23 protein-coding genes are annotated in these 23,999 nt (G+C 68.1%); 19 read left to right on the top strand and 4 right to left on the bottom strand.

Annotated elements, in window-relative coordinates:
- Nucleotides 1-105: 105 nt before the first annotated feature.
- Nucleotides 106-2,172, bottom strand: a complete 2,067-nt coding sequence (locus FS532_RS08715) for a choice-of-anchor G family protein (protein WP_144752875.1) — start codon at nt 2,170-2,172, stop codon at nt 106-108.
- A 423-nt stretch (nt 2,173-2,595) separates the two neighbouring features.
- Here FS532_RS08715 and FS532_RS08720 point away from each other — a divergent pair, with 423 nt between their 5' ends.
- Together FS532_RS08720 and FS532_RS08725 are read left to right on the top strand one after the other, a co-directional pair.
- On the top strand, nt 2,596-3,039 hold the full coding sequence (locus tag FS532_RS08720; RefSeq protein ID WP_222121968.1) for a MarR family winged helix-turn-helix transcriptional regulator: 444 nt from the start codon (nt 2,596-2,598) through the stop codon (nt 3,037-3,039).
- Nucleotides 3,040-3,141: 102 nt separating this feature from the next.
- On the top strand, nt 3,142-4,587 hold the full coding sequence (locus FS532_RS08725; RefSeq protein ID WP_144752879.1) for an MATE family efflux transporter: 1,446 nt from the start codon (nt 3,142-3,144) through the stop codon (nt 4,585-4,587).
- Between the two features lie 150 nt (nt 4,588-4,737).
- On the opposite strand, the gene FS532_RS18665 is transcribed toward FS532_RS08725, so the two are convergent.
- Nucleotides 4,738-4,905, bottom strand: a complete 168-nt coding sequence (locus tag FS532_RS18665) for a hypothetical protein (RefSeq protein WP_186321972.1) — start codon at nt 4,903-4,905, stop codon at nt 4,738-4,740.
- 330 nt (nt 4,906-5,235) lie between these two features.
- Between FS532_RS18665 and FS532_RS08730 the strand changes: the two genes are divergently transcribed.
- Complete coding sequence (locus FS532_RS08730; protein WP_144752882.1) at nt 5,236-6,378, top strand: AI-2E family transporter; 1,143 nt, start codon at nt 5,236-5,238, stop codon at nt 6,376-6,378.
- A 195-nt stretch (nt 6,379-6,573) separates the two neighbouring features.
- Here FS532_RS08730 and argG read toward each other — a convergent pair whose 3' ends face one another.
- Complete coding sequence (argG, locus tag FS532_RS08735; protein ID WP_144752885.1) at nt 6,574-8,016, bottom strand: argininosuccinate synthase; 1,443 nt, start codon at nt 8,014-8,016, stop codon at nt 6,574-6,576.
- A 371-nt stretch (nt 8,017-8,387) separates the two neighbouring features.
- On the opposite strand from argG, the gene FS532_RS08740 reads away from it, so the two are divergent.
- The 6 genes from FS532_RS08740 (at nt 8,388) to eno (ending at nt 12,578) form a co-directional block, all read left to right on the top strand.
- Nucleotides 8,388-8,978 carry a universal stress protein gene (locus tag FS532_RS08740; RefSeq protein WP_228506158.1) on the top strand — a complete coding sequence of 197 codons (591 nt, stop codon included), beginning with the start codon at nt 8,388-8,390 and terminating at the stop codon, nt 8,976-8,978.
- Nucleotides 8,975-9,718: a 2,3-bisphosphoglycerate-dependent phosphoglycerate mutase gene (locus tag FS532_RS08745; protein WP_055960826.1), complete on the top strand. Its 744-nt coding sequence runs from the start codon at nt 8,975-8,977 to the stop codon at nt 9,716-9,718. The genes FS532_RS08740 and FS532_RS08745 overlap by 4 nt, the downstream gene beginning before the upstream one ends.
- Before the next feature lie 89 nt (nt 9,719-9,807).
- Entirely contained in the window at nt 9,808-10,218 is a 411-nt protein-coding gene (locus FS532_RS08750) for a CrcB family protein (protein ID WP_055962328.1), read from the top strand.
- Nucleotides 10,215-10,586: a fluoride efflux transporter FluC gene (locus FS532_RS08755; RefSeq protein WP_055960823.1), complete on the top strand. Its 372-nt coding sequence runs from the start codon at nt 10,215-10,217 to the stop codon at nt 10,584-10,586. The genes FS532_RS08750 and FS532_RS08755 overlap by 4 nt, the downstream gene beginning before the upstream one ends.
- 26 nt (nt 10,587-10,612) lie before the next feature.
- Nucleotides 10,613-11,098 carry an inorganic diphosphatase gene (locus FS532_RS08760; RefSeq protein WP_055960822.1) on the top strand — a complete coding sequence of 162 codons (486 nt, stop codon included), beginning with the start codon at nt 10,613-10,615 and terminating at the stop codon, nt 11,096-11,098.
- Between the two features lie 145 nt (nt 11,099-11,243).
- The gene (eno, locus tag FS532_RS08765) at nt 11,244-12,578 is read left to right on the top strand and encodes a phosphopyruvate hydratase (RefSeq protein ID WP_083393829.1); all 1,335 of its coding nucleotides are present in this window, start codon (nt 11,244-11,246) and stop codon (nt 12,576-12,578) included.
- Here eno and FS532_RS08770 read toward each other — a convergent pair.
- Nucleotides 12,563-13,489 carry a LysR family transcriptional regulator gene (locus tag FS532_RS08770; protein ID WP_055960820.1) on the bottom strand — a complete coding sequence of 309 codons (927 nt, stop codon included), beginning with the start codon at nt 13,487-13,489 and terminating at the stop codon, nt 12,563-12,565. The genes eno and FS532_RS08770 overlap by 16 nt on opposite strands.
- A gap of 171 nt (nt 13,490-13,660) precedes the next feature.
- Here FS532_RS08770 and FS532_RS08775 point away from each other — a divergent pair, with 171 nt between their 5' ends.
- The 10 genes from FS532_RS08775 (at nt 13,661) to FS532_RS08815 (ending at nt 23,891) form a co-directional block, all read left to right on the top strand.
- Nucleotides 13,661-14,725, top strand: a complete 1,065-nt coding sequence (locus tag FS532_RS08775) for a TDT family transporter (RefSeq protein WP_240614499.1) — start codon at nt 13,661-13,663, stop codon at nt 14,723-14,725.
- Nucleotides 14,726-14,865: 140 nt separating this feature from the next.
- A complete protein-coding gene (locus tag FS532_RS08780) occupies nt 14,866-15,294 on the top strand; it encodes a uracil-DNA glycosylase (protein ID WP_228506156.1) in 429 nt (142 codons plus the stop codon).
- Nucleotides 15,295-15,434: 140 nt separating this feature from the next.
- Nucleotides 15,435-16,037 (top strand): recombinase family protein, encoded by a 603-nt coding sequence (locus FS532_RS08785; RefSeq protein ID WP_055960814.1) that lies wholly within the window; start codon nt 15,435-15,437, stop codon nt 16,035-16,037.
- A 6-nt stretch (nt 16,038-16,043) separates the two neighbouring features.
- Nucleotides 16,044-17,447, top strand: coding sequence for a Mu transposase C-terminal domain-containing protein (locus tag FS532_RS08790; RefSeq protein WP_071301383.1), 1,404 nt, complete (start codon nt 16,044-16,046; stop codon nt 17,445-17,447).
- Entirely contained in the window at nt 17,444-18,256 is an 813-nt protein-coding gene (locus FS532_RS08795) for an AAA family ATPase (protein ID WP_055960810.1), read from the top strand. Before FS532_RS08790 ends, FS532_RS08795 begins: the two co-directional genes overlap by 4 nt.
- A 151-nt stretch (nt 18,257-18,407) precedes the next feature.
- Nucleotides 18,408-18,545: a helix-turn-helix domain-containing protein gene (locus tag FS532_RS19175; RefSeq protein WP_222121969.1), complete on the top strand. Its 138-nt coding sequence runs from the start codon at nt 18,408-18,410 to the stop codon at nt 18,543-18,545.
- A gap of 283 nt (nt 18,546-18,828) precedes the next feature.
- Nucleotides 18,829-19,074 (top strand): hypothetical protein, encoded by a 246-nt coding sequence (locus tag FS532_RS08800; RefSeq protein WP_144752888.1) that lies wholly within the window; start codon nt 18,829-18,831, stop codon nt 19,072-19,074.
- A 65-nt stretch (nt 19,075-19,139) separates the two neighbouring features.
- Entirely contained in the window at nt 19,140-20,315 is a 1,176-nt protein-coding gene (locus FS532_RS08805; protein ID WP_144752891.1) for a glycosyltransferase, read from the top strand.
- The gene (locus FS532_RS08810; protein WP_144752894.1) at nt 20,312-22,390 is read left to right on the top strand and encodes an ATP-binding cassette domain-containing protein; all 2,079 of its coding nucleotides are present in this window, start codon (nt 20,312-20,314) and stop codon (nt 22,388-22,390) included. Before FS532_RS08805 ends, FS532_RS08810 begins: the two co-directional genes overlap by 4 nt.
- Nucleotides 22,383-23,891 carry a GntR family transcriptional regulator gene (locus tag FS532_RS08815; RefSeq protein ID WP_144752897.1) on the top strand — a complete coding sequence of 503 codons (1,509 nt, stop codon included), beginning with the start codon at nt 22,383-22,385 and terminating at the stop codon, nt 23,889-23,891. The genes FS532_RS08810 and FS532_RS08815 overlap by 8 nt, the downstream gene beginning before the upstream one ends.
- Nucleotides 23,892-23,999 lie beyond the last annotated feature (108 nt).

Raw genomic sequence — 23,999 nt, forward strand, 5'->3', positions numbered from 1 at the left:
GCGGTGGTGGCCCGAACCACCACCGCACCGGCGGGCCCGCGGCGACCCGAACGCGCCGCGGACCCCGTGAGACGGGCGCCGGGTACCCGCCGACGCCCGTCCGGGTCAGGCGCGGCGCAGGCGTCGCGCGACGAGGGTGCCGCCACCGGCCGCGAGGAGCAGGCCGGCGAGGAGCAGCAGCGGGAGGACCTCGGTGCCGGTGTAGGCGAGGCTGCCCGTCCCGGAGCCGTTGCCGGCACCTCCGTTGCCGGCACCTCCGACACCGCCCGCACCCCCGTTGCCGCCCGCACCCGGGCCACCCGGCGTTCCGGGATCGGTCGGGTCGACCGGGGCTGCGGCGACCGCGAAGGTCACCGAGTCCGGGTCGCTGACGAGCGTGCCGATGGTCTCGACGGCGACGGCCTCGTGGTCGCCGACCGCGACGTCCGGGAACGTGACCGTCCAGGTGCCGTCCTCGTCCGCGACCGTCGACTGGACGCCCTCGTCGTCACCGTCGAGCGTCACGTCGACGTCGGCGTCCGGCTCCGCGGTGCCCGTGACCGGGACGTCGGTGGTGTCGTCGTCGGACGGTACCGCGTAGTCCGTCCCGTCCTCCGGCGTGGTGATCGCGATGCCGGCGAACGGGTCCGCCTGCACGGTCGCGGTCGCCAGGTCGACGGTCGCCAGGTCGGCGGCCGGCAGGAGCTGCACGCGGACCGCCCGGACCGTGGTGGCTCCGGTGGAGTCGGCGGTCGGCTCGGTGAACGCCGGCGCGGTCTGCGAGTTGATCGTGATCGAGACGAGCTGGTTCACGATGTCGAGCAGCGGGTCGAGCGCCGTGACGGTGCCCGTGACCGTGGTGAGCAGGGCCTGCACGGTGTCCGCGACGAAGTCCCCGCCGAGCACGTCACCGACGATGCCGGTGAGCGCCGGCACGATCGTCGAACCGAGCAGCGGCTGCAGGAGCGGGTCCAGCGTGCCGAGCACCGGACCGAGGATCCCGGTACCGGCGACGGTGAGCGTGGCGCCGTCACCGGTGCCGAGCAGGTCGCCGACGGTGGTGTCGACCGTGAGCGTCAGGCCGGCCACGTTCGCGCCGAGCAAGTCGACGCCGGTGTCGACGACGAGCTGCACGTCGGCGACGTCGAGCGCGTTCGTCAGCGTCGTCGTGAGGAGCGCCGGGAGCTGCTCGGTGAGGATGTCCGAGATCGCGCCGGTGATCTGCGCGTTGATCGTGTCGCTCGCGAGCAGGGTCGTGTTCGCGGGCAGGTCGTTCAGCGTGTAGAGCTGTCCGAGGTCGATCGAGACCACACCGGAGGACAGGTCGATGGTGACCGGGCCGTCCGTCAGGGACTGCTGGGTGACGGTGGACAGCGCACCCTGCAGGTCGACGTCGGCCGTGAGCTGTGCCGTGGTGTCGTCGAGCGAGAGCACCCCGAGCCCGAGGGTGTTGACGGCCGAGGTGACCGGGCCGAGCAGCGACGCGGTGAGGTCGGTGGTGAGCCCGTCCGCGCCGAGGGCCGCGTTCACGGTGTCGTCGGTCGTGCCCAGCGAGGTGTCCAGCGTCTGGACGAGCTGCTGCACGGCCGGGCTGACGAGCCGGACCTGCGCGCCGGCGACCTGGTAGTCGGTGGTGACGTCCGCGCCGTCGAAGGTGCGGTCGGCCTCGGCCCGGGCTGACAGTGCGCCGAGTCCGACGGAGAGTTCGCTGACGACCCCGTCGACGTCGAGGTCGCCGAGGAGCGGCGTGAGGTTCACGGTGGCACCGGCGCCGGGCGTGCCCGGACCGACCTGGATCGCACCGTCCGCGCCGACCGCACCAGCGGCGGCGACCGCCGAGGTGGTGTCGGTGGCGGCGACCTGCCCGGCGACGCCGACGTTCACCAGGCCGTTCTGGCCGAGCAGCTGGATGCCACCCGGGACGTTGATCCCGATGCTGTTGAGCACCGAGAGGTCGAGCGGGTCGGACTGACCGCCGGCGGTGCCTCCCGGAGCCGTGGCCCCGAAGGACCCGGCGAGCGCCGCGACGTCGTCGAGGTCGATGGTGCCGCTGCCGGCGAGGAGCCGACCTTCGGCCTGCGTCGCGTCGGACGCGGCGGCGTGTGCGGGGAGCGCGGCTCCGCCGATGATCACGGCCGCGACGGTGGCCGTGGCGCCTGCGCGGAGCGCGAAGCGTGTTGCAGTGCGTGGCATGGTGCCTCTTTCTCCGACGGAGGAGTGCTCCGCCGCTGATCCATCCCCCGCTGGTGGTGCGGGGGATCCGACGGGCTCGCTGGTGAGGCGGGCCCGGAGTCACGTGTGCGCGTCGTGCTCCGCGCGGGCGCGGCTATCCGGGGTGATCACCCCCGGTGCGACAGAGAACGGGCCGGGCCGCGACGGACGGGCGCATCGATCGTGCGCGCATCGTTCGTCCTCGTGCCATGTCCTGATCCCCTCGGGTGGGCTCGGCGTCGTCACCGAACTGAGGATGGGCGGTTGGTGAGACCGCGTTCCTGTGCAATCTACAAGGGGCACGCCCCACCCTGGCGATACCCCCGTTCGGGGTGCGGGGCATGGGAGCGAAACCAATCAGTTCGATCGTTGACAGTTAGAACTCGAACGGTTAGTGTTCTGATCATGACGCAGCAGGCACCCCGGTTCGACTCGCCCCTCCAGCAGATGCGCTGGATCGGGTGGGCACAGCGCAAGGCGGCCGAGGAGTGGGTCCGCGAACGCGACCTCACCCAGGAGCAGTCCTTCGTGCTGGGGTACCTGCAGCACACGCCCGGGGCGATCCAGCGGGACATCGCCGACATCACCCGGACCAGTGCAGCCAGCGTCTCGAGCCTCCTGCAGGGACTCGAGCGTCGCGGGCTGATCGAACGACGCGCGGACGCCGAGAACGCCCGGACGAAGCGCGTGCACGCCACCGACGAGGGGATCGCCCTCATCGCCGGGTTCGAGGACGCGATGGTCGCCCTCGACGACGTCCTGCTCGCGCCCCTCGATGCAGACGAGCGGGCCACCCTGCAGGCACTCCTGCAGAAGGTGACCGCCGAGCTGCCCGAACCCACCCGGTAGCGCCACCCCACCAACCCACGCGACGGCACCCGCCGCTCGCGCGCCCCGTCATGCCCTGACCCACCGCCGGGGCAGCGGGGCCCTGCCCAGAAGGAGGCAGCCATGAGCACCACAGCCACCACCACGACCCCCGAGAACACCGCCGCGGGGAAGAACCGCTGGTACCTGTCCGCCGCCCCGATCACCCGCGCGCTCGTGCACCTCTGCGTGCCGATGGCCGCCGCGATGGTCGTCAGCGCCGTCTACAACGTCATCAACGCCGGGTTCATCGGCTCGCAGCACGACACCTCGCTGCTCGCCGCGATCACCTTCGGAACCCCGCTCCTCGGCATCATCATGGCCGTCGGCGGCGTGTTCGGCGTCGGCGGCAGCGCGCTCATGTCACGCATGCTCGGCGCCTCGGAGCACGATCCGGCCAAGGCGCAGGACATCAAGCGCGTCGCCTCGTTCGCGCTGTGGGGCGCCGTCGTCACCGGCGCGGTCCTCGCCGTCGTCGGTCTGGTCTTCCTGCAGCCACTCGTCGCCGTGCTCGGTGCCGACGCGGCCGCGGTGCCCGCCACGAGCGCGTACGTGTCCGTCATGCTCGCGTTCGTCCCGGTGCTCGCCGCGTCGTTCGCCCTCGAGCAGGTCGTCCGGTCCGAGGGAGCCGCACGGCAGGCGATGATCGGCCTCGTCCTGTCGACCGTCGGCAACCTCGTGTTCGACGTGCTCTTCATCCTCGTGCTGCACTGGGGCGTCGCCGGCGCCGCGCTCGCCATCGGCCTGGGCAACGTCGTCGCGATCGGCTACTGGGTCGTCTGGCTCCAGCGGAACAGTGAGAACGTCAGCTTCGCGCCGAAGTGGTTCACGCTCCGTCCGGACATCCTCAAGGGCGTGTTCGGCATCGGCTCGAGCGAACTCCTGCAGGCCTCGTTCCTCATCGTCACGACCCTCGTGCTCAACAACCTCGCCGCCGCCTACGGTGACGACCCGCTCGCCGCGATGGGTGTCGCCGTGCGCATCGCCCAGGTCCCGGAGTTCCTCGTCATGGGCGTGACCATCGGCGTGCTGCCGCTGCTCGCCTACGCCTTCGGCAAGGGGGACGCGGTCCGGCTCCGTGCCGCACTCCGCGGTGCCGCGTTCACCGTCGGGACGATCGTCCTGGTGTTCTCCGGCACGGTGTTCGTCTTCCGCGAGCAGGTCTTCACGATCTTCTCCGGCGACCACTCGGTGCTGGCGATCGGCCTGACCATCCTGACGGCGCAGCTCGTCGCGACGATCGTGAACGGGTTCACCGGACTGCTCACCTCGCTGTTCCAGGCGACCGGGATGGTGCTGCCCGCGATGGTGCTCTCGATGGCACAGGGCGTGCTGTTCATCCCGATCGTCATCGTCGGGAACCTGTGGTTCGGGCTCGCCGGGATCATCTGGGCGCTGACGGTCACCGAGGTGCTCGTGTTCGTCGCCGCCCTGGTGCTCTGGGCAGCGTCCCGGGGGCGGATCGCCCGCGGCCTCGCGGAGGGTTCGCCGGAGCGCGCGGACGCGGCGCTGGAGGAAGCGGCCGTCTGACGCTCTGGACGCGCGCCACGACGGACTGGAGGCGCGGTGCCAGCTGGCACCGTCCCTCCAGTCTCGGCCGTCACCCCGCTGGCGCGGTGCGCCGGTACCGGCTGGTGGAGCCCACCTCCAGTCCGTCGTCCCGTCAGCCAGGTACCCCGATCAGCGCTGCGCGCCGAGGAAGTCGGCGTACGTCGGTTCGCGGAGCAGCGAGCCGCCGAAGGCGGCCGTGCCGTCCGGCCCACCGAGCCGCGAGGCGACGAGCCACGCGATGTCCTCGGGCGAGCGGAGTCCGTGTCGGTGCCAGTCCTCCTGGCGGCGGGGCGTCACGCGAGCACCAGCTCGACGACGGAGGCGAACCACGGGCCGAGCGGCGTGCGCGGTGATCCGGCGAAGAGTTCGACGGGGTGCGGGAACGTGTGGACAGTGGCGGTCACGTCGACCAGCCCTTCGTCGGAGTGATGCGCACTCCGGATCCGACCGGGCCGTCCCGCTGCGCCAGACCCCGCGACCGCGAGGAGCATCAAGACCACGGAACCCTGAGTCGGCCCGGTCTGCTCAGCGTACTGTCGTCCGTCGCTCCGCACGAGGACCGTCCGGTACCCGCACTCGCCCGCCCCGGTACGGTGGGCGGGCACACCCGTACCCCCGAGGAGCCCCATGCCCCTGTTCGGCAGTCCAGCCAACCCCACGACCACCACCGCGGCGCCGTCCGACGTGACGAAGAAGTGGTCCGACTCGTTCGGCGGCCTCGCGACACGGTGCCTCCAGCTCATCGTCGTGCTCGTCGTCGCGATCGGCATCGTCTACGCCGCGGCCACGCTCAGCGTCGTCACGATCCCGGTGCTGCTCGCGCTCATCATCGCGTCGGCCATGCACCCCGTCGTCTCGTGGCTCCGCCGACACAAGGTCCCGTCGATCCTGGCGACCCTCGCCGTCCTGATCGGCGTGCTCGTCGTGCTCGGGCTCGTGGGCTGGCTCATCGTCGTCGCCGTGATCTCGCAGTGGCCGGACCTGCAGAAGTCCGCGTTGCGCGGCTTCGACCAGCTGCAGGACTTCGCGTCGACGCTGCCGATCTCGATCGACCAGTCGCAGATCGACGAGGCGGTCAAGGGCATCCAGGACTTCGTCACCAGCTCGCAGTTCGGCTCCGGAGCCCTCGCCGGCGCCTCGGCCACCGCGAACTTCCTCACCGGCCTCGTGCTGATGATCGTCGTGCTGTTCTTCTTCCTCAAGGACGGCCCCCGCATCTGGGAGTTCCTGCTCCGCCCCTTCACCGGTGCCCGGTACGACCGCGCCCGTCGCGTGGGCGACCGGGTCGTCCAGACGCTCGGCGGCTACGTCCGCGGTACGGCGACGGTCGCTGCGGTGGACGCCGTCGGCATCGGTGTCGGCATCGCGATCGTCGGGGTGCCCCTCGCCCTCCCCCTGGCCGTCGTCGTGTTCATCACCGCGTTCATCCCGATCGTCGGTGCGACCGCGGCCGGCATCCTCGCGGCGCTGGTCGCCCTCGTCGCGCTCGGGCCCGTCCAGGCGCTGATCGTGGTCGGCATCGTCGTGCTGGTCAACCAGCTCGAGGGCAACCTGCTCCAGCCGGTCCTGATGGGCAAGACGCTCAAGCTGCACGGCCTGGTCATCCTCATCGGCCTGACCGCCGGCACGGTGCTCGCAGGCATCACCGGGGCGATCATCTCGGTGCCGCTGCTCGCCGCCGCCTGGGGAGCGATCCAGGTGTGGGACGGGCCGGACCAGCCGGCGCGGCCGTGGCGGCAGAAGCGCGTGGAGAGCGCCGAGGCGCGCTGAGGCTCTCGACGCCACCACAAGCGGACGGGAGGCGCGGTGCCAGCTCGCACCGCGCCTCCCGTCCGCTTGTGGGTACGTTCCTTGCCGCGGGAGCGACAGATCCCGCCGCGACCTGCCGTCCGAACCGCGAAAGCGACAGTTCTCCGCGGATGTTCCGCGGAGAACTGTCGCTTTCGCGAGCCAGCGCGACCGAGGTCAGTCGGTGCCGGAGTCGAACGCGGCGCCCTCGGACGCGGCGTCCGTCGCACGGCCGAGTGCGTCGTCGGCGTCCGACGTCACGACGGCGCCACCGAGGATCTCCTCGGCCTCGCCCGACTCGAGCCGGCCGACGAGGTCACCCGTCGCCCCACCGATGAGACCGGCGGCGGCGTACTGCTCGAGGCGGGACCGCGAGTCCGCGATGTCGAGGTTCCGCATGGTGAGCTGACCGATGCGGTCGTCCGGGCCGAACGCCGAGTCGCCGACGCGCTCCATCGAGAGCTTGTCCGGGTGGTACGACAGCGCCGGACCCGTCGTGTCGAGGATCGTGTAGTCGTCACCGCGACGCAGCCGCAGCGTGACCTCGCCCGTGACGGCCGAGGCGACCCAACGCTGCAGCGACTCGCGGAGCATGAGCGACTGCGGGTCGAGCCAACGGCCCTCGTACATGAGGCGACCGAGGCGACGGCCCTCGTTGTGGTACGACGCGACGGTGTCCTCGTTGTGGATCGCGTTGAGCAGTCGCTCGTAGGCGATGTGCAGCAGCGCCATGCCCGGCGCCTCGTAGATGCCGCGGCTCTTCGCCTCGATGATGCGGTTCTCGATCTGGTCGGACGCGCCGAGGCCGTGGCGGCCACCGATGGCGTTCGCCTCGTAGACGAGGGCGACCGCGTCGGCGTACTCGACGCCGTTGATCGCGACCGGGCGGCCGGCCTCGAAGCGGACGCTGACGACCTCGGTCGCGACCTCGACGTCGTCACGCCAGGCGGCGACGCCCATGATCGGCTCGACGATGTCCAGGCCGCTCGAGAGTTCCTCGAGGCTCTTCGCCTCGTGCGTGGCACCCCAGATGTTCGCGTCGGTCGAGTACGCCTTCTCGGTGGAGTCGCGGTACGGGAAGCCGCGGGCGACGAGCCACTCGCTCATCTCCTTGCGTCCGCCGAGCTCCTCGACGAACTCGGAGTCGAGCCACGGCTTGTAGACGCGAAGACGCGGGTTGGCCATCAGGCCGTAGCGGTAGAACCGCTCGATGTCGTTGCCCTTGTAGGTGGAGCCGTCGCCCCAGATGTCGACGCCGTCCTCCTTCATCGCGCGGACGAGCATCGTGCCCGTCACCGCACGGCCGAGGGGCGTCGTGTTGAAGTACGTCTTTCCGCCGGAGCGGATGTGGAAGGCGCCGGTCTGCAGGGCGACGAGGCCCTCTTCGACCAGGGCGCTTTTCGCGTCGACGAGTCGGGCGATCTCCGCGCCGTACTCGTGGGCGCGGCTCGGGACGGCGTCGATGTCCGGCTCGTCGTACTGGCCGATGTCGGCCGTGTACGTGCAGGGCACCGCTCCCTTCTCGCGCATCCAGGCAACGGCGCAGGAGGTGTCGAGACCTCCGGAGAACGCGATGCCGACTCGTTCGCCGACGGGGAGACTGCTCAGGACCTTGGACACGGCCTCAATCGTACGGGGAGTCCAGCCGGTACATCGAACCCGCGAACACAGCGTGCGCCTAAGGGAGATGCTTGCGAACCCAGCAGCGCCTGTAAAGAAGATCCTCGCGTCCGTTCGGCGCGGTGATATTCGGATGTTACTTGGTTCCGCGCCCCGTCAGGGATCTGCGTCATCCCTTCCGCAGCGCAGACTGGAACCCGAAGACGTTGACCGGATGGCAAGCGAGTACGTCGGCAAGGTTGTGGGCAGCTTCGCTCCGTGTCGTCGGAATCGCTTCCTTCGGTGTCGGGACGTCGCGGGTGCGCGAGACGGCCCGCTTGACTTGGGGTTCGGGTGCATAATGGTGGTGTCTTCGGACCCGGTAGTGGGGCTTGCCGGACCCAACCTCGACAGTTGTCGACAACAGTCCCTATCTCAGCTGGTCGCGCTTCTGCGCGCCTGAGGTAGGGAGTGTCATGACAGCACCAATCGGTTCCGGACCGGTCGTCGTCGGCGTCCTGCCCGGCCTCGCTCCGGGGGTCATCGAGGTTGCGTCGTCTATCGCGCGGCGCTTCGGTACGACGCTGGTGTGCGTCAGCGTGGATGCATCGCTCTTCGATGCCGGTACGCGCTCGGACGGGTCGGTGATGGTGGAACCGATCGACCCTGACACCGCTGACACGACACCGCAGGGCTTGTCGGACAGTGACAAGGCGGCAGTACGTGCTGCCGCAACGACCTACGGCGTCGACGTCACGTTCGTCCCGGGTGTCGGGGATCCGAGCCGGGCACTGTCGCAGGTGGCCGAAGACCGCGACGCGGCGATGCTGGTCGTCGGGGCCAGGACGGGAGCGGGTCGAATCGCGGAGTTCTTCACGGGGTCGGTCGCGGTACGGCTGACCCATCAGCAGCACCGTTCAGTGCTCGTAGTGCCCGTTGATCCGGTCGGGTTCGATGCCCCACTGCCGTGGGACACCCCGTGACCGGCCAGCTTGTTCTGCTCCGCCACGGACAGAGCACTGCGAACGCTGCCGGTACCTTCACCGGCTTGCGAGACGTCGCGCTGACCGAACAGGGCAGCGCCGAAGCGAATCGGGCTGGGTTGCTACTTCTGCATGCCGGCATCCGACCGGACCTCGTGCTCACGTCGACGCTCGAGCGGGCGCTCCACACGGCGGAGCTCGTCACCGACGTCCTCGGACGTGATGCGCCGATCGAGTCGACGTGGCGGTTGAACGAGCGGAACTACGGCGCCCTCACCGGCATGTCCAAGCAGAATGCGCAAGCGGCGTTGGGGGCGGAGCAGTTCTTCGCTGTTCGTCGGACCCGCACGGGACGGCCACCACGCATGTCGATCCGCGCGTGGCTGGCGCTCCGGCGGACGCCGGCGCTTCGTGGACTGCCGTGGGCGGCACTTCGTCGAACCGAAACACTCTCCGACGTCATCCGCCGGGTCCAACCCGTCCTGTCGCACAGCATCACCCCGGCACTCCGCGACGGGCAGACAGTGCTCGTCGTCGCGCACGGCAACTCACTGCGGGCACTGTGTGCCTGCATGGACGGCCTAACTGACGGTGAGCTCGCGGACCTGAACCTCCCCACGGGCGAACCCCTGATCTACCGGTTCGACGGCGACGGTGGGTTCTGTCCGCGGGGTGGGGAGTACCTGCATCCGGCAGCACGAGCAGCAGCGGCAGCGGTCGCTGCGGAAGGTGGAACATGACCTCCCGAACGGACACGCAGCTGCCCGATGGGCAGCTCCCGCCCGACCCAGACATCGACGCCAACGACCCGGAACGTATCGACCGGCCAGTGCATCTGCGGTGGCGGTACCTCGGTGTCGTCGCACTCGGCGGCGCCATCGGTACCGCCGCACGCGACGGACTCAGCACCGCGTTCCCCGCTCAGCAGGAGGTGTCCTGGGCGATCTTCTGGATCAACATCGCCGGCGCGCTCCTACTGGGTGTGCTGCTGGAACACCTCGCGCATCGCGGACCTGACGAGGGTCGCCGCCGGACACTGCGCCTGCTTCTGGGAACCGGTGTCCTCGGCGGGTTCACCACCTACAGCACCCTCGCGACCAGCACCGCGGTGTTGTTCCTCGCTGGCCGCGGGTTGGCCGGCACCGGGTACGCGCTCCTGACGGTCCTCGCCGGCGCGATCGCCACCGGTAGCGGCCTCGCGATCGCGGGTTTGGTCCGACCGAACGGGGCCACATCATGAGCGCCCTGGCCTTCCTCAGCGTCGCGGTCGCTGGCGGTGTCGGCGCGGCCGCACGGTTCTTCGTGGATGGTGCGATCAACCGGGGTCGGCAGTTCCGGCTCCCGGTCGGGACGCTGACGATCAACATCACCGGCTCGTTCCTGCTGGGCTTGATCACCGGCGCCGCCGGTCACCTCGGCGCCACCCCCGTCGCGGTGCTCGGAACAGGGCTCATGGGTGGCTACACCACGTTCAGCACCGCCAGCTTCGAGACCGTCCGCCTCGCACGCACTGGCCGCACCACCGCGGCTGCCGTGAACGGGCTCGGGATGCTCGTCGTCTCCGTCGCCGCAGCCGCCGGGGGCGTCACCCTCGGCACCCTCACTTGACCATCCGACTGGGAGACGAACAGCTCATGCACTTCGACATCACGATCGAGATCCCCCGCGGCAGCGGCAACAAGTACGAGGTCGACCACGCCACCGGACGGATCCGCCTGGACCGGGCGGTGTTCACCAGCATGGTGTTCCCGCAGGACTACGGCTCGATCGACGACACTCTCGGCGATGACGGCGACCCCCTCGACGCGCTCGTGCTGCTGCCCCGGCCCACGTTCCCCGGCGTCGTCATCGACGTCCGCCCGGTCGGGATGCTCCGCATGGTCGACGAGAACGGCGGCGATGACAAGATCCTCACCGTCCCCGCCGGAGACGTCCGCTTCGACCACGTCCAGGACATCTCCGACGTCGCCGAGCCGGTCCTGGCGGAGATCGAGCACTTCTTCGCCCACTACAAGGAGATCGAGCACGGCAAGCACGTCACCACCAACGGGTGGGCGAACCGTGTCGACGCCGAAGCCATCATCCGCGCCGCACAGGAACGGTTCACCCCGCACCCCTGACCGGCACCCGCGCACCCGACACCATCCAGTGCGCGCCCTGAACCGCCGTGGGGAGGCAACTGGCGCCCAGTGATCGCCAGGAGGTCGTCCCTCCGCCTCCCCGCGGCCCACACCCGCACGACCAACCCGAAAGGCGACAACCGCCGTGAACGACTACATCAGCAACGTCCACCACACCACCCACCATCAGGGCGAGTACGTGACCCACACCAGCCGCCCCGTCACCATCAGCAGCCTGCACGGCTCCCGGATCCTCGACTCCCGCGGCTACCCGACGATCCAGGTGCGTCTCGAGCTCGAGGACGGCACCGTCGTCACCGGTGACGCCCCCGCAGGCGCATCCACTGGCGCGCATGAGGCTGTCGAGCTTCGCGACGGCGGCAGCAGCTACGGCGGCCGCGACGTGAGCCAGGCACTGCACCTCATCACGACGGACGTCGCACCGATGATCACCGGCCAGTCGTGGACCTCGATCGGGCAGGCCGACGCCGCCCTCGCTGCCCTCGACGGCACCCCGAACCACCGCCGGCTCGGCGCGAACAGTGTCGTCGCGACCTCGATCGCGATGGCACGCGCTCTCGCCGCCGCAGCGGAGCTGCCGCTCTGGCGTTGGATCGCAGACGTCACCGGCAGCACGCCCCGCCTGCCCGTCCCGCACTTCAACGTGCTCAACGGCGGAGCGCACGCAGCGAACGCGCTCGACTTCCAGGAGTTCATGATCGCCCCGGTGAACGCCGAGACCATGACCGACGCGGTTCGGATCGGATCGGACGTCTACCACGCGCTGGCGGCACTGGTCCGGGAACGGTTCGGCAGTCTCGGTCTCGGGGACGAAGGCGGCTTCGCCCCGTCGATCGCCGCGCCCGAGGAGGCCCTCGACCTCCTCGTCGCCGCGATCAGTGCCGCCGGTTACGAGCCCGGCGTGGACACCGTCGCGATCGCACTCGACCCGGCGGCGAACGAGTTCGCGCTCGGTGACGGTAGCTACCGGGTCGTGGACCGCCGGCTCGACCGCGCAGGCATGGTCGACTACTACCGCGACCTCATCAGCCGGTATCCGATCCGGAGCATCGAAGACGGCTTCTCCGAAGATGACCACGGCGGCTGGAAGGCGATGTCGTTCGCGCTCGGCGACATGCTCCAGATCGTCGGCGATGATCTCTACGTCACCGATCCGCAGCGCATCCGCGACGGTGGGAAGGACGGGCTCTCGAACGCGGCGCTCATCAAGCCGAACCAGATCGGCACCGTCTCCCAGACCCTCGACGCGATCGGCGTCGCACGCTCGCTCGGGATGCGGAGCATGGTGTCGCACCGGTCCGGCGAGACCACCGACACGTTCATCGCGGACCTCGTCGTCGGCACCGGAACCGGACAGATCAAGTCCGGCGCACCCGCCCGCGGAGAACGCGTCGCCAAGTACAACCGGCTCACCGAGATCGCGGAGAACAATCCGGAGCTGCCCTACGGGCTGCGCTGACCCCGACCGGTCACCTCGTGGGCGACGCGCAGGAAAGCAGAACCAGCTGGCTGAGGCTCTCCCGACCAGATCGCCCGCAACGGCCGGGCAAGTGGCGGCCCAGCGAGCGGGACCCGCACCAGCGACCCGTCGTTGATGTCGGCGGCGACCGTGCGAAGGCTCATCACCGCCGGTGCAATTCCAGCCTGCGCGTTCGCCCGGATGATGCTCGTGGTCTCCAGCACCGCGGCCGGAACCGACATGCTCAAACCGGCCTCCCTGAGCCATGCGGCGAGGGTCGCGCGAGTTCCGGAACCTTCTTCCCGCAGGAGCAGAGCCGTCGCCGCCAGGACCTCCGCAGTGATCCCGGTCGACCGAGCCCAGGGATGTTCCGGCGCAACGACGACCGCGAGCTCATCGTCCGCGATCACCTGCGCGGACACACCTGCCGCCGTCACCGGGGTCTCCGTGAACCCGAGGTTCGCGCCACCCGACTGCACGAGGTCCGTCACCGCGGCGGAGTTGCCCGCGATCAGGCGCACCCGCACGTCGGGTTCGCGGCGGCGGAATTCGAGCAGCCAGCCCGGCAGCAGCAGCTCCGCGATCGTCTGTGACGCTGCGACGACGAGCGAACCCGTGGGAGTCCGCAGCGCAGCCACTCCTGCTTCGAGGTGGCGAGACGCGTCGAGGACCGGTCCGGCCAGCCCGACGACGAGCCTGCCGGTCTCGGTCAGCACCGACCCCGTGGTCGAGCGGTGCACCAACAAGTGACCGACCATGCGCTCGGCGACCCGGATCCGAGCAGACACTGCCTGTTGCGTGACGCCGAGCGCTCCAGCGGCAGCGGAGAGGGAGCCGGTCTCGGCGACGCGTGCGAGCACGTCGAGTGTGTCGAGGTCGAGGGTTCGGTCCGTGAGTCGCCGTAGTGCCACAATCATTGATTGTGCCCTGCCAAGAGGTTCCGGGTACCGCCAGAGGCAGGATTCGCGCAGGCTTGGCCCATGACAACGCTCCGCACGGACCCTGCACCCGCGAACGGTAGCCAGCTGCCCCAACGGCCGCAGACGGCGTTGTTCCGTGACCTGGAGCGGCCAGGCCTGATCGTGTCGAATCTCACACCGAACTGGTTCGCGTCGATCATGGGCACGGGGATCGTCGCTGTCGCAGCTGCGTCACTGCCGCTGCAGTTCCCCGGGCTGCGCCTCGCGGCGACGGTCGTGTGGGCGATCGCCGCGGTGCTCCTCGTCGCCCTCACGACCGCGACGGTGCTGCACTGGATCCGCTACCGGAGCACTGCAGCCGGGCACCAGCTCAACCCGGTGATCTCGCACTTCTACGGCGCACCACCGATGGCGTTCCTCACCGTCGGCGCCGGGACACTCCTGCTCGGCAAGGACTGGGTCGGCCTGCCCGCCGCCGTCACCATCGACTGGGTCCTGTGGACCATCGGCACCATCGGAGGACTGCTCACGGCAGTGCTCGTGCCGTACCTGGCGTTCACCCGCCACGAGAACAAGCCCGACTCCGCGTTCGGCGGCTGGCTGATGCCGATCGTCCCGCCGATGGTGTCCGCCTCCACCGGTGCGCTCCTGCTGCCGTACGCCCCCGCCGGGCAGGCGCGGGAGACGCTGCTGTGGTCCTGCTACGGCTTCTTCGGCCTCAGCCTCATCACGTCGCTGGTCGTGATCACGCTGATCTGGAACCGTCTCGCGCAGCACAAGGTCGGGGCCGCCGGCATGGTCCCGACTCTGTGGATCGTCCTCGGGCCGGTCGGACAGTCGATCACCGCGGTGAACCTCCTCGCATCGAACGCCCCCACCGTTGTCGATGCGAGTACCGCGCATGCCCTGCTGGTCGTGGCGCTGGTGTACGGGTTCGCGATGCTCGGCTTCGCGCTGCTGTGGACCGTCATCGCCCTCGCGATCACCATCCGCACTGCCCGCGAACACTTGCCGTTCAGCCTGACTTGGTGGTCCTTCACGTTCCCCGTCGGGACCTGCGTCACCGGCCTGAACGGGCTCGCCCTGCACTCAGGCCTGACCGTCGTTGCCGTCCTCGCCGTCATCTACTACGCCGGCCTCGTCGCCGCATGGATCACCGTTGCCCTTCGCACCTTTCACGGATCCGTCATCCGTGGCACCCTGCTGGCACCGCCACAGCCGGCATGAGTACCCCCGAGGAACTCGCTGACGTTCGATCGCTGAACGGTCTCGCGGAGACGTGGCGGACCGCGCCCGACGGCAGCCGACGGTTCGTCCCGAGCTTCGACCCACGATCCGGCGGCAGATTCAGCCGTGTCCTGGTCCTGATGCAGTCGCCTGGCCCCCAGACCATCGCCGCAGCGCACGCAGCGATCTGCAGCGAGGACAACCCGGGCCCGACCGCGGCCGCGTTCCGAGCAGCCCGTATCGAGTCCGGACTCGCACGCGGCGAGTACGTCCGCTGGAACCTTGTCCCATGGGAACTGCCCGACCGCGTGCGACTCGAGGACATCGACGAGGGGCGGCATGCCCTCGCCACACTGCTCGCGGCCCTCCCCGCTCTCACTGCGATCGTCACGTACGGGGCCGTTGCCCTCGACGGCGTCATGCGACACTTCACCCTGGACGAGCACCCCCGACTCCTTCCGGTCATCGCAGCACCACATCCGTCTCCCGCCAACGGCCGCCACCGATCGGAACAACACCTCCGTTCCGTGCAAGCACTCCGGCTCGCCGCGCGAGCGCGGCAGACGTAACAAATACGAACGATTCCGCTACAACTATCCGTACCGGCGCTCAGTCCGGGTGCGAGGCGCCGTGTCTTGTAGCGGAACGCAGTCCCAGAATCTACGTGCCGCCACTACCCCTCCTGGTCGAGTTTCGCTACGTTCTCTTCATGGGTCACCTTCTCGGGTATGCGCGCGTGTCCACCACAGACCAGGACGCGTCGCTGCAGATCGACGCGCTCAACGCCGCTGGCTGCTACCGCGTGTTCGTCGACACCATGTCCGGGTCGCTCCAACACCGGCCCGAGCTCGACAAGCTCCTCGACCAGCTCCGCCCCGGCGACACTCTCGTCGTCTGGCGACTCGACCGGCTCGGCCGGTCCATCCGGCACCTCATCGATCAGCTGCACGCTCTCGCCGAGCGCGGCATCGGGTTCCGGTCCCTGCAGGAGACCATCGACACCACCTCGCCCGGCGGCCGGCTCGTGTTCCACGTCTTCGCCGCGTTGGCGGAGTTCGAACGGGACCTCATCAAGGAACGCACCAACGCCGGCCTCGCCGCCGCTCGAGCCCGCGGCCGCACCGGCGGCCGACCATCTCGGCTCTCCGCGGACCAGGTGCGCACCGCACGCCGGCTCTACGAACAGCAGGACATGACCGTCGCGCAGATCGGCGACGTGCTCGGCGTTAGCCGCACCACCATCTACCGTGCACTCGCGAAGCACGCCGAGCCCGTCGCGGCGCGACGAACCAAGCCTTCCCCAACGATGTAGCTGGCTATGGACGCGAGCGAGCGGTGGGGCATCCTTCGACTGCACGTCGAGGACGCCATCCCGCTCGCCACCCTGGCCCGCACCACGGGCGTCGCTGAGCGCACCCTGCAACGCTGGTTGGCCCGCTACCGAACCGGCGGATACCCGGCTCTCGCCGACGGCACCCGCACCGATCACGGCGCCCGACGGACGGCACCGGAACTGGTGCGCCTGATTGAGGGGCTCGCACTCACCAAGCCACGACCTTCGATCGCCACGATTCACCGCCAGGTCGACAATTACTGCACCAAACGAGGTCTCTCAGCGCCGTCGTACTCCGTTGTGCGGTCGATCGTGAACGGGCTTGATCCCGGGATGGTGACGCTCGCGCTTGAGGGGCCCGCGTCATATCGGGACAAGCACGAACTGCTGCTCCGACGTCGTGCGGATCGCCCCAACGCGATCTGGCAGGCGGACCACACGATGCTCGATCTGCTCATCGTCGGACCCGACGGCAAGCCCGAACGGCCGTGGTTGACGGTGATCCTCGACGACTACTCCCGCGCGGTCTGCGGGTACATGGTGTTCCTCGGCGCCCCATCCGCCGCGAACACCGCGCTCGCGCTCCGGCAAGCGATCTGGCACAAGCCGGAACCGGACTGGCCTGTCTGCGGGATCCCAGACGTGCTCTACACAGACCACGGGTCCGACTTCACCAGCCACCGAATCGGCGACACCGCCGCCGTGCTGCACCTCCGCATCATCCACTCGCAGGTCGCTCGCCCCCAGGGCCGCGGGAAGATCGAGCGGTTCTTCGGCACCATCAACACCGAGCTGCTCCCAACGCTCCCCGGCCACCTCGCACCCGGATCCTCGGCGCCGGCGCCGACGCCGGCGCTGGATCTCGCCGGTGTCGACAGTGCCATCAACACGTTCATCCGCCGCTACAACGCCCGCATCCACCGCGAGCTCCGGAAGAGCCCACTGGAAGCGTGGATCGCAGACGGGTGGCTGCCACGAATGCCGGACTCCCTCGAGCAGCTCGACGGGTTCCTGCTCACCGTCCCGACCACGCGTGTCGTGCAACGAGACGGCATCCACTTCGAAGGGCTCCGCTACACCGCAACCACTCTCGCACCCTTCGTGGGCAGCACCGTCAGCGTCCGGTACGACCCCCGCGACGTCACCGAGATCCGTGTCTTTCACCGCGACGCGTTCCTGTGCACCGCGATCAGTACCGCGCATCAGACCGAGACCATCAGTCTCAAGCAGATCCAGGCCGCCCGGAACGCGCAACGAAGAGCCCTGCGCGGGCAGATCCGCGAACGCATCGCGATCGTCCGCCCCACACCCGATGATCACACCCCACCAGCACCCGCACCGGCACCGGATCAACCGCGACTGATGACCTACGAGGAGGACCGGTCATGACGAGCCAGTTCATCATCACGAAGGAACACCGTCGGTTCGCGGAGTTCGCCGACGCCGTCCGGAAGCAGAACACCATCGGCGTCTGCTTCGGCCCCGCTGGCGTCGGCAAGACCCTCTCCGCACGCCGCTACGCCCACTGGGACAGCATCGGCCCGTTCATCGCCAGATGGGCCGCACGCAGCGAAGACGACACGAAGATCTACGCCGCCGCCCACCGAGCCCGCACCGTCTTCTACACGCCCGAGGTCTCCGCCACGATGCGCGCCCTGCAGGACGACCTCCGGCACGACATGCTCCGCACCGAACGCTGCATCGAGGAACACCTCCTGCTCCAGGGTCGCCACTTCGACCACGCACACGGCCCCAACCCGTCCCTGCTCGAGCTGATCATCATCGACGAGTCCGAACGCCTCACCGGCAACGCGATCGAGTGGCTCCGCGACCAGTACGACCGCACCGGCATAGCGATGATCCTCATCGGCATGCCCGGCATCGAGAAGCAGTTCAGCCACTACCCGCAGCTCTACAGCCGCCTCGGTTTCGCCCACCAGTACCGTCCGCTCGGCCACGACGAGCTGCTCTTCGTCCTCGAACGTCAATGGCGCAAGCTCGGCAAGACGCTCGACCCCGACGACTTCACCGACGCGCAAGCCATCGCCGCCGTCGAACGCATCACCCGCGGCAACTTCCGGCTCCTTGAGCGCCTCCTCCCTCAGATCCAACGCGTCCTGAAGATCAACGAGCTCGACGTCATCACCAACGACGTCGTCGAGGCCGCCCGCAGCACCCTCGTCATCGGCACCACCTGACCCGACACCGATCGCAGCGAAAACGACGACACAGAGCGAGGCTGCTCACAGCAAGGTCTCGACCAGAGCTCTCGCCGAAAAGTACGGCGTCGACCCGAAGACGGTCGCCGAGCACCTACGCTCGCGGGGGCTCCAGCTCGGCCGACTTCCAATGACTGCCGCCGATATCCGAAGGGCAAGGGAGCTGCATTCACGAGGAAATTCGCTAAACGCTATCGGACGGATGATCGGACGCGACCCGAAGACCGTAAAGAGATCCGTGCTGCCGGATCCACCAAAAGCGACCTGAGCGCCATCACAGGCAAAGAGAAGGCCCCAGAAAGCCTCGGCGGCCTACGGGACGCTGCCGTTCATGGCGCAACCTTGATCAGTCAGCTGCTCGCTGGCGCTCGATCGGCGACTCGGCAAGCAACTCAGCAGGCTCCGCGGGAACGGACTCGCAAGGCGCGTCTCCAGTCATACCAAACTCTGGCAAGACTCGCCGGTCAGGTTGCGCCCCGCAGTTCATTCCGCTTGAATCGACTCGTCTCGGGGGAGGCTCCCCCGCCGACATGCAAGGAAGGGGAAGGTTCATGACAGCACGCGAAATGCTGCTCCAGCAGATCGTCGATCAGGACGAGCTGAGTGAAGTTCGGGGAGGTGCCTGGATCGACAAGCTGCGATCCTGGTACTACAAGTACGGGCCGAAGTGCGGTTCCGTCGGCCTCATCGGGATCGGCTCGCCGTCCTGGGTTGGCAAGATGGCCGCCTACGCGATCCTGCACAACAAGCCGGCGCCGCCCAGCAGCGGCAACTGCGGTACTTGCATCTGCCACTAGTCCGATAAGAGAAACGCCACCGGCTGCGCCGACGCGGCCGGTGGCGTTCTGCGCGAGGAGAATTGATGAACGCTTTCGACGTGTTCGCTTCAGTAAATGAAGTCACCAAATCGCTCGGCTCGATTCGCGCGCAAACTCTCGCGTCCGATGTCTTTAGTTCGGCACAGTTTGATGAATTGCACGCAGAGGATGAATCTCTCTGCTTCGTCGTGCTGACACGGGGAGATTCCAATCAGCTCCGACGATGCCTGCGCAGCATCCCGGCCAGCTGCTCTGTGCTGGTGATCGACAGCGGTGACGCGGAGAGCCTCGAGGGCACGGAGCTCGGCAGGCAGGTACGGTCAGTCAGGCGCTCGTGGACTGGCAACTTCGCGGAAGCGAGAAATTTCGCTCGCGAACAGCTCAGTGGCGGCTGGGTGATGTACGTCGACGACGACGAGTTTCTTCTGCCCGGCCATGCTGACCGGCTAGTCGAGGCGACGCGAATCCTCGAGCGCCATCCGCAGAGGGATCAGCTAGTCGGGGGCGTCGCGGTCGTCGATCGGACTGCCGGAGTGACGCCATTTCTTCCGCGCCTCCTGAGAGTCGGGGGCGCTTTGAGGTGGAAGGGTCCGATCCATGAAATCCTGGTCGGGACACACGACGCACCAGCCATCGACATCGCTCTCGACGCGACCATAGCCCACGACGGATACGAGAGCGGACACGAAGAGCGATCTCAGCGGAACGCGTCGATCATCGACGAGTGGGCAACGGATGGCGAGAGCTCTGGCCGGATGCACCTGGCGCGCGCCCAGGAGCTGTCGTCGCAGGCGAGTGCAGATGCACGTATGGAGGCGCTGACGTCCGCGCTGGCTTCCGGCGATCTAACCAACAAAGAAAAACTGAGCGCACAGCTTTCGCTGATGGTAGGCCTCCTCTTGGAGCGGGGGCCATTCGCCGTCCTGACCGCCGTCGAACAATCTCCGGCGTTCGATTTCGATCTCGAGGTCGCGGAGCCCGGAAGCCTCGAGCTCACTCTCCTCAGGGCGCGCTCATTCCTTCTGTACGTCGACACGGAATTTCCGGCCGTCAGGAAGTCAATCTCCAAGCACTTACAGGCAGGCGCTGGAGACGATCCTGAAAGCGACATTGATAGGAGGGCCTTCGGCATGCTCGTAGAACTCACCGAGCGGATGGGCGAGGACGCGACCGCCTTGAAGCGCTTGTACGGCGCCGAGCCGACGGGGCAAGCCCGATGACCAGCCCCGGCGGGGCCGTGGCGCAGGCGCCCCGGCGACGCGCGCCACATGTGCAGCAGCGGCTCGACTCGGATTGCGGCGTAGCCGCTTTGAGCTCGACAATGGGCTGTTTCGGTGTTCGGCGGAGCGTGGGACGGATGTGGCAGCTGTACGGCCGTTCCAACACAGCAATGTCCCTCCTCGATCTCCAGAGCGTGGCCGATGCAAACGGCTTCGACGCGACGTGCTACAAGTTTGAAGACCTCGACGAAGTCGGAAGCCGATATCTGCCCGCGGTCTTGCATTTAGACCGCGAGGGCGGGCACTTCGTAGCGGCGGATCGTCTTCGCGGAAGCCGGATCCGGATATCGGACCCAGCCGGCGACCAGCGATGGGTGAAGAAGGACTCGTTGGAGGTATCAGGGTACCTGATGACTGTGCGGCCGCAGTCTGGCAAAGCACAAGCCGCGTCAGACAAAAGCGGCGCTGCGATTCTTCGAGAGCTGCTCTGGACCGCTCGGAGCCGCCTTTTCGTCGTCGCCCTGCTTTCGTTGGCGGCCACGGCTTCCGGCCTGGCGGTCTCGCAGTTCGTCAGGGTGCTTGTGGATCTTGCGAGCTCGGCCGCCATGTCTACCGCGGGGCTGATCACCATCGCGCTGATCACTCTCGGGATCGCTGCCTTCGGAGCATTTTTCGGCTGGCTTTCTACCCGAAAGGCCTTCGCCAGTTCCGTTTCAATGGAACGAGAACTCGCCCTCGAATACGGCGACGTCATCCTGTCTCTCGGCGGAACCGCCTTTCGGACGTACACCCCGGGCGACCTCATGGCCCGCTTTTCCGACCTTTCGGAGATGCGCTCCTTCGTTCACGACTCGCTGCTCTCTGGAATACTGAGCATTGCGACGCTCCTCGGAGCAACGGCGGTCTTGGGCCTGCAGAGTCCGGCCGCGGCGGTCGCGTGCGTCACCGGCGTGGCCCTCATAGCGACCGTTCGATGGTCCAAGGGCAGAGGCATCGAAGCCATGCAGCGCCGGTCAGCCGCGGCGGAGAGCATCCTGACTCAAGCGATGGTCGAGGTCGTCGAAGGTTCGCCGACGAACCGCGGACCGGTATGGAGTTCGTACCAAAAGCCGCGCCTCAGAGGCGCGTTCGACGGCCTCATCTCGCAAACGCGCCGCGTGTTCCTCACCTCTTCTGCCCTGGAGTTCGCGACCGGATTCGCTGGCAGCGTCGTCCTCGTCGCGACCATGGTGATGATGGCGGCGCAGGTTCAGGCGGGATCGCTCTCGTTGGGATCGCTCGCTTCACTCGCAGTCTTGCTGCCGATGATGTCAGGCGCAGCTTTCGCTCTCGCCGGCCTTCAGCAGGACGTCCAGAGAGCCACGGTCAGCGCGGAAAGAATCGAGGAGATCAAGTACGCCCGAGCGGCACGGCAGCCGAGCACAGCCGGACGCAGGGACGCGCGTCAGACCATGCTCCTTGAGGTGGAAGGGCTGCGTGTCGTCGCCGGAGGCCAATGCCTTGCGGAGCTGCCCCGCTTGTCTGTGGCAACGGGCGAGATCGTGGGGCTCCGGGGGCCGAACGGCGCCGGAAAATCGACTATCTGCCGGGTCCTCGCGGGGCTTGAGGACGACTGGTCGGGTTCGATCCTTGTGAACGGTTCGCCTATCCGCGAGTCAAGCCAGGAGGCGGTCCGCTACGTACCCGACTCAGTCTCCGTCGTGGCGGACACGCTGCTGAACAACGTCACGTTCGGACGGGAGGTCGACGGAATCGAGCGGATCTGCGAAACGGTGGGACTGGACGCGCTTGCGGCTCGTCTGCCGCTGGGCTTCGCAACCCCTATCGGACCGCCGCACGTTCGGCTATCCGGCGGCGAAGCGCAGCGCGTCGGCATTGCGCGAGCCTTAGCCGACCGCCCCGCGTTGCTCATCCTCGACGAGGCGACGCGGATGCTCGACGTCGCCACCCAGCGGACGCTGGTCCGCGACATACTCCACGAGGGCCTCTGCTCCGCGGTGATCCTCGTGTCGCACAGCGAGTCTCTTGACGCACTCACCACACGAATCGTAGAGATTGGCGCCCCTGATGATTGAGGCCGTCTGGGACCTAGCGGGCGCGCATGCAGCGCTCGAGGCTTCTAAGTCCCCGGAAGAGCGAGTCGCGTTGAGAAATCGGCTCGCCGTACTAACGAAGATCAACCGCCCGGATGTTCTATCCCAGACGTCTTCTCAATACCGAACCCGAACGACCGGAACGCCCGCGCGGACGGTCAGCTACTGCGTCCTCTGGCAGGGCGACGACCTGGGACTCAAACGAACCTTGTCATCCTTGCCTGCTGGCGCGCGCGTGCTGATCCTCGGCAGGAGCACCGCCGTCGACCCATCGGTGACAGCCCGCTCCGACCTGCAGGTAGCCCCGATTCCGTTCGCTTGGACGGACGACTTTGCCGCCGCACGCAACGCCGCGATTCGGCGGGCGGAACCGGGGTGGGTCGTCTTCATCGACGCAGACGAAGCCTTCCTCCCGGGTTCCTGCGAGCTGCTCGAACTGGCTCTTGGGCAATTCGCCCTCCACCCTCTGCACGAACGCATCGGGGTGTCGCTCCGGGTATGGGACGGCCAGAGAGGTTCGAGCGCGCGGATCGGCCGGGCTCTCAGGTCGGATGGAGTCATCACCTATCGCGGCGCGGTTCACGAAGAGATGCACGCTCGTGACGGCAGCGTGATCGAAGTGGACCTCGATTGCGACGTGCTTCATGACGGCTACGACGGTCCCGGAGGTTCGGATCGAGCCCGGCGGAACTTGCGAATCTTGGACAGGCTCGTGAAATCCGGCGAAGCGGGAGCGAAGGAGTACTTCTACCGGGGCCGGGACGGCGAATCTCTCCGCACCAGTGAGGATACCAAGACGGATCTCTTCACGGCGGCGGGTCTTCCTTCGGACAGCATTCCCTTTCAAGGATCCCCGTCGAAGGCTGCGGCTATGCGACTGATTCAGCGGACGATCGAAGCAGGAGAGCTCGACTCTGCCCGCGATCTGTTGAGGCAGCTGTCGGCGGATCTGCCGGCAAGCGATCTCAATGCGCTGCGCCTGGCGCTCGAGCACGAGGATCTGACCCGCGTCGCGCTGCGTTTGCGCTCGCGGGCGGCGGCGGCGCTGGCCGATGAACCGCGCGATGAGGGAGCCCTGCTGGACGATGTCGGGGTTCTGTCCCTCCTCATCGGCGACTACGACACGGCTCGGGCGGTGCTCTTCGGCGTGCTGGGCAACGCCGAGCCGGCCCGGATGCGCCTCATTGCGAGCACTTTGTCGGAATCAGCAATCGGGAACCCTCCGGAACAGGAGATCGGCTTCGAAAGACCGTCCCGACAACGAGCCGCGCCGCTCCACGAGCAGATCGCGGACTCTTTGCGACGCGAACTCACTTCAGGTCGCCTCTCAGCCCCCGACTCCCGTGTCCCATCGGAACGGCAGTTGGCATCGGAGCTAGGCGTAAGCCGTCCCACGGTCCGACAGGCGCTGAAACAACTTGCTGCCGACAAGGTCATTCGAGCGGTGCCGGGCACCGGCTATTTCAACGCCAAAGGTTCGTAAAGTCAGGGCCAGCTCGACAAGAACCGGCCCACCGTCGACCGAAGCACTGAAACCCAACCCGGCGCAGGAGGTCCGTCGTCGGCAGCGATTGCGTCGATGACGAGCTTC

The sequence above is a fragment of the Curtobacterium pusillum genome, assembly GCF_007673235.1.
GTDB lineage: Bacteria > Actinomycetota > Actinomycetes > Actinomycetales > Microbacteriaceae > Curtobacterium > Curtobacterium pusillum_C.

What these genes read in the sequence shown, in the direction of transcription:
- FS532_RS08715 (WP_144752875.1), bottom strand. Translation starts at nt 2,172, where the DNA reads ATGCCACGCACTGCAACACGCTTCGCGCTCCGCGCAGGCGCCACGGCC.
- FS532_RS08720 (WP_222121968.1), top strand. Translation starts at nt 2,596, where the DNA reads ATGACGCAGCAGGCACCCCGGTTCGACTCGCCCCTCCAGCAGATGCGC.
- FS532_RS08725 (WP_144752879.1), top strand. Translation starts at nt 3,142, where the DNA reads ATGAGCACCACAGCCACCACCACGACCCCCGAGAACACCGCCGCGGGG.
- FS532_RS08730 (WP_144752882.1), top strand. Translation starts at nt 5,236, where the DNA reads ATGCCCCTGTTCGGCAGTCCAGCCAACCCCACGACCACCACCGCGGCG.
- FS532_RS08755 (WP_055960823.1), top strand. Translation starts at nt 10,215, where the DNA reads ATGAGCGCCCTGGCCTTCCTCAGCGTCGCGGTCGCTGGCGGTGTCGGC.
- FS532_RS08760 (WP_055960822.1), top strand. Translation starts at nt 10,613, where the DNA reads ATGCACTTCGACATCACGATCGAGATCCCCCGCGGCAGCGGCAACAAG.
- FS532_RS08780 (WP_228506156.1), top strand. Translation starts at nt 14,866, where the DNA reads ATGCAGTCGCCTGGCCCCCAGACCATCGCCGCAGCGCACGCAGCGATC.
- FS532_RS08785 (WP_055960814.1), top strand. Translation starts at nt 15,435, where the DNA reads ATGGGTCACCTTCTCGGGTATGCGCGCGTGTCCACCACAGACCAGGAC.
- FS532_RS08790 (WP_071301383.1), top strand. Translation starts at nt 16,044, where the DNA reads ATGGACGCGAGCGAGCGGTGGGGCATCCTTCGACTGCACGTCGAGGAC.
- FS532_RS08795 (WP_055960810.1), top strand. Translation starts at nt 17,444, where the DNA reads ATGACGAGCCAGTTCATCATCACGAAGGAACACCGTCGGTTCGCGGAG.
- FS532_RS19175 (WP_222121969.1), top strand. Translation starts at nt 18,408, where the DNA reads ATGACTGCCGCCGATATCCGAAGGGCAAGGGAGCTGCATTCACGAGGA.
- FS532_RS08800 (WP_144752888.1), top strand. Translation starts at nt 18,829, where the DNA reads ATGACAGCACGCGAAATGCTGCTCCAGCAGATCGTCGATCAGGACGAG.
- FS532_RS08805 (WP_144752891.1), top strand. Translation starts at nt 19,140, where the DNA reads ATGAACGCTTTCGACGTGTTCGCTTCAGTAAATGAAGTCACCAAATCG.
- FS532_RS08810 (WP_144752894.1), top strand. Translation starts at nt 20,312, where the DNA reads ATGACCAGCCCCGGCGGGGCCGTGGCGCAGGCGCCCCGGCGACGCGCG.
- FS532_RS08815 (WP_144752897.1), top strand. Translation starts at nt 22,383, where the DNA reads ATGATTGAGGCCGTCTGGGACCTAGCGGGCGCGCATGCAGCGCTCGAG.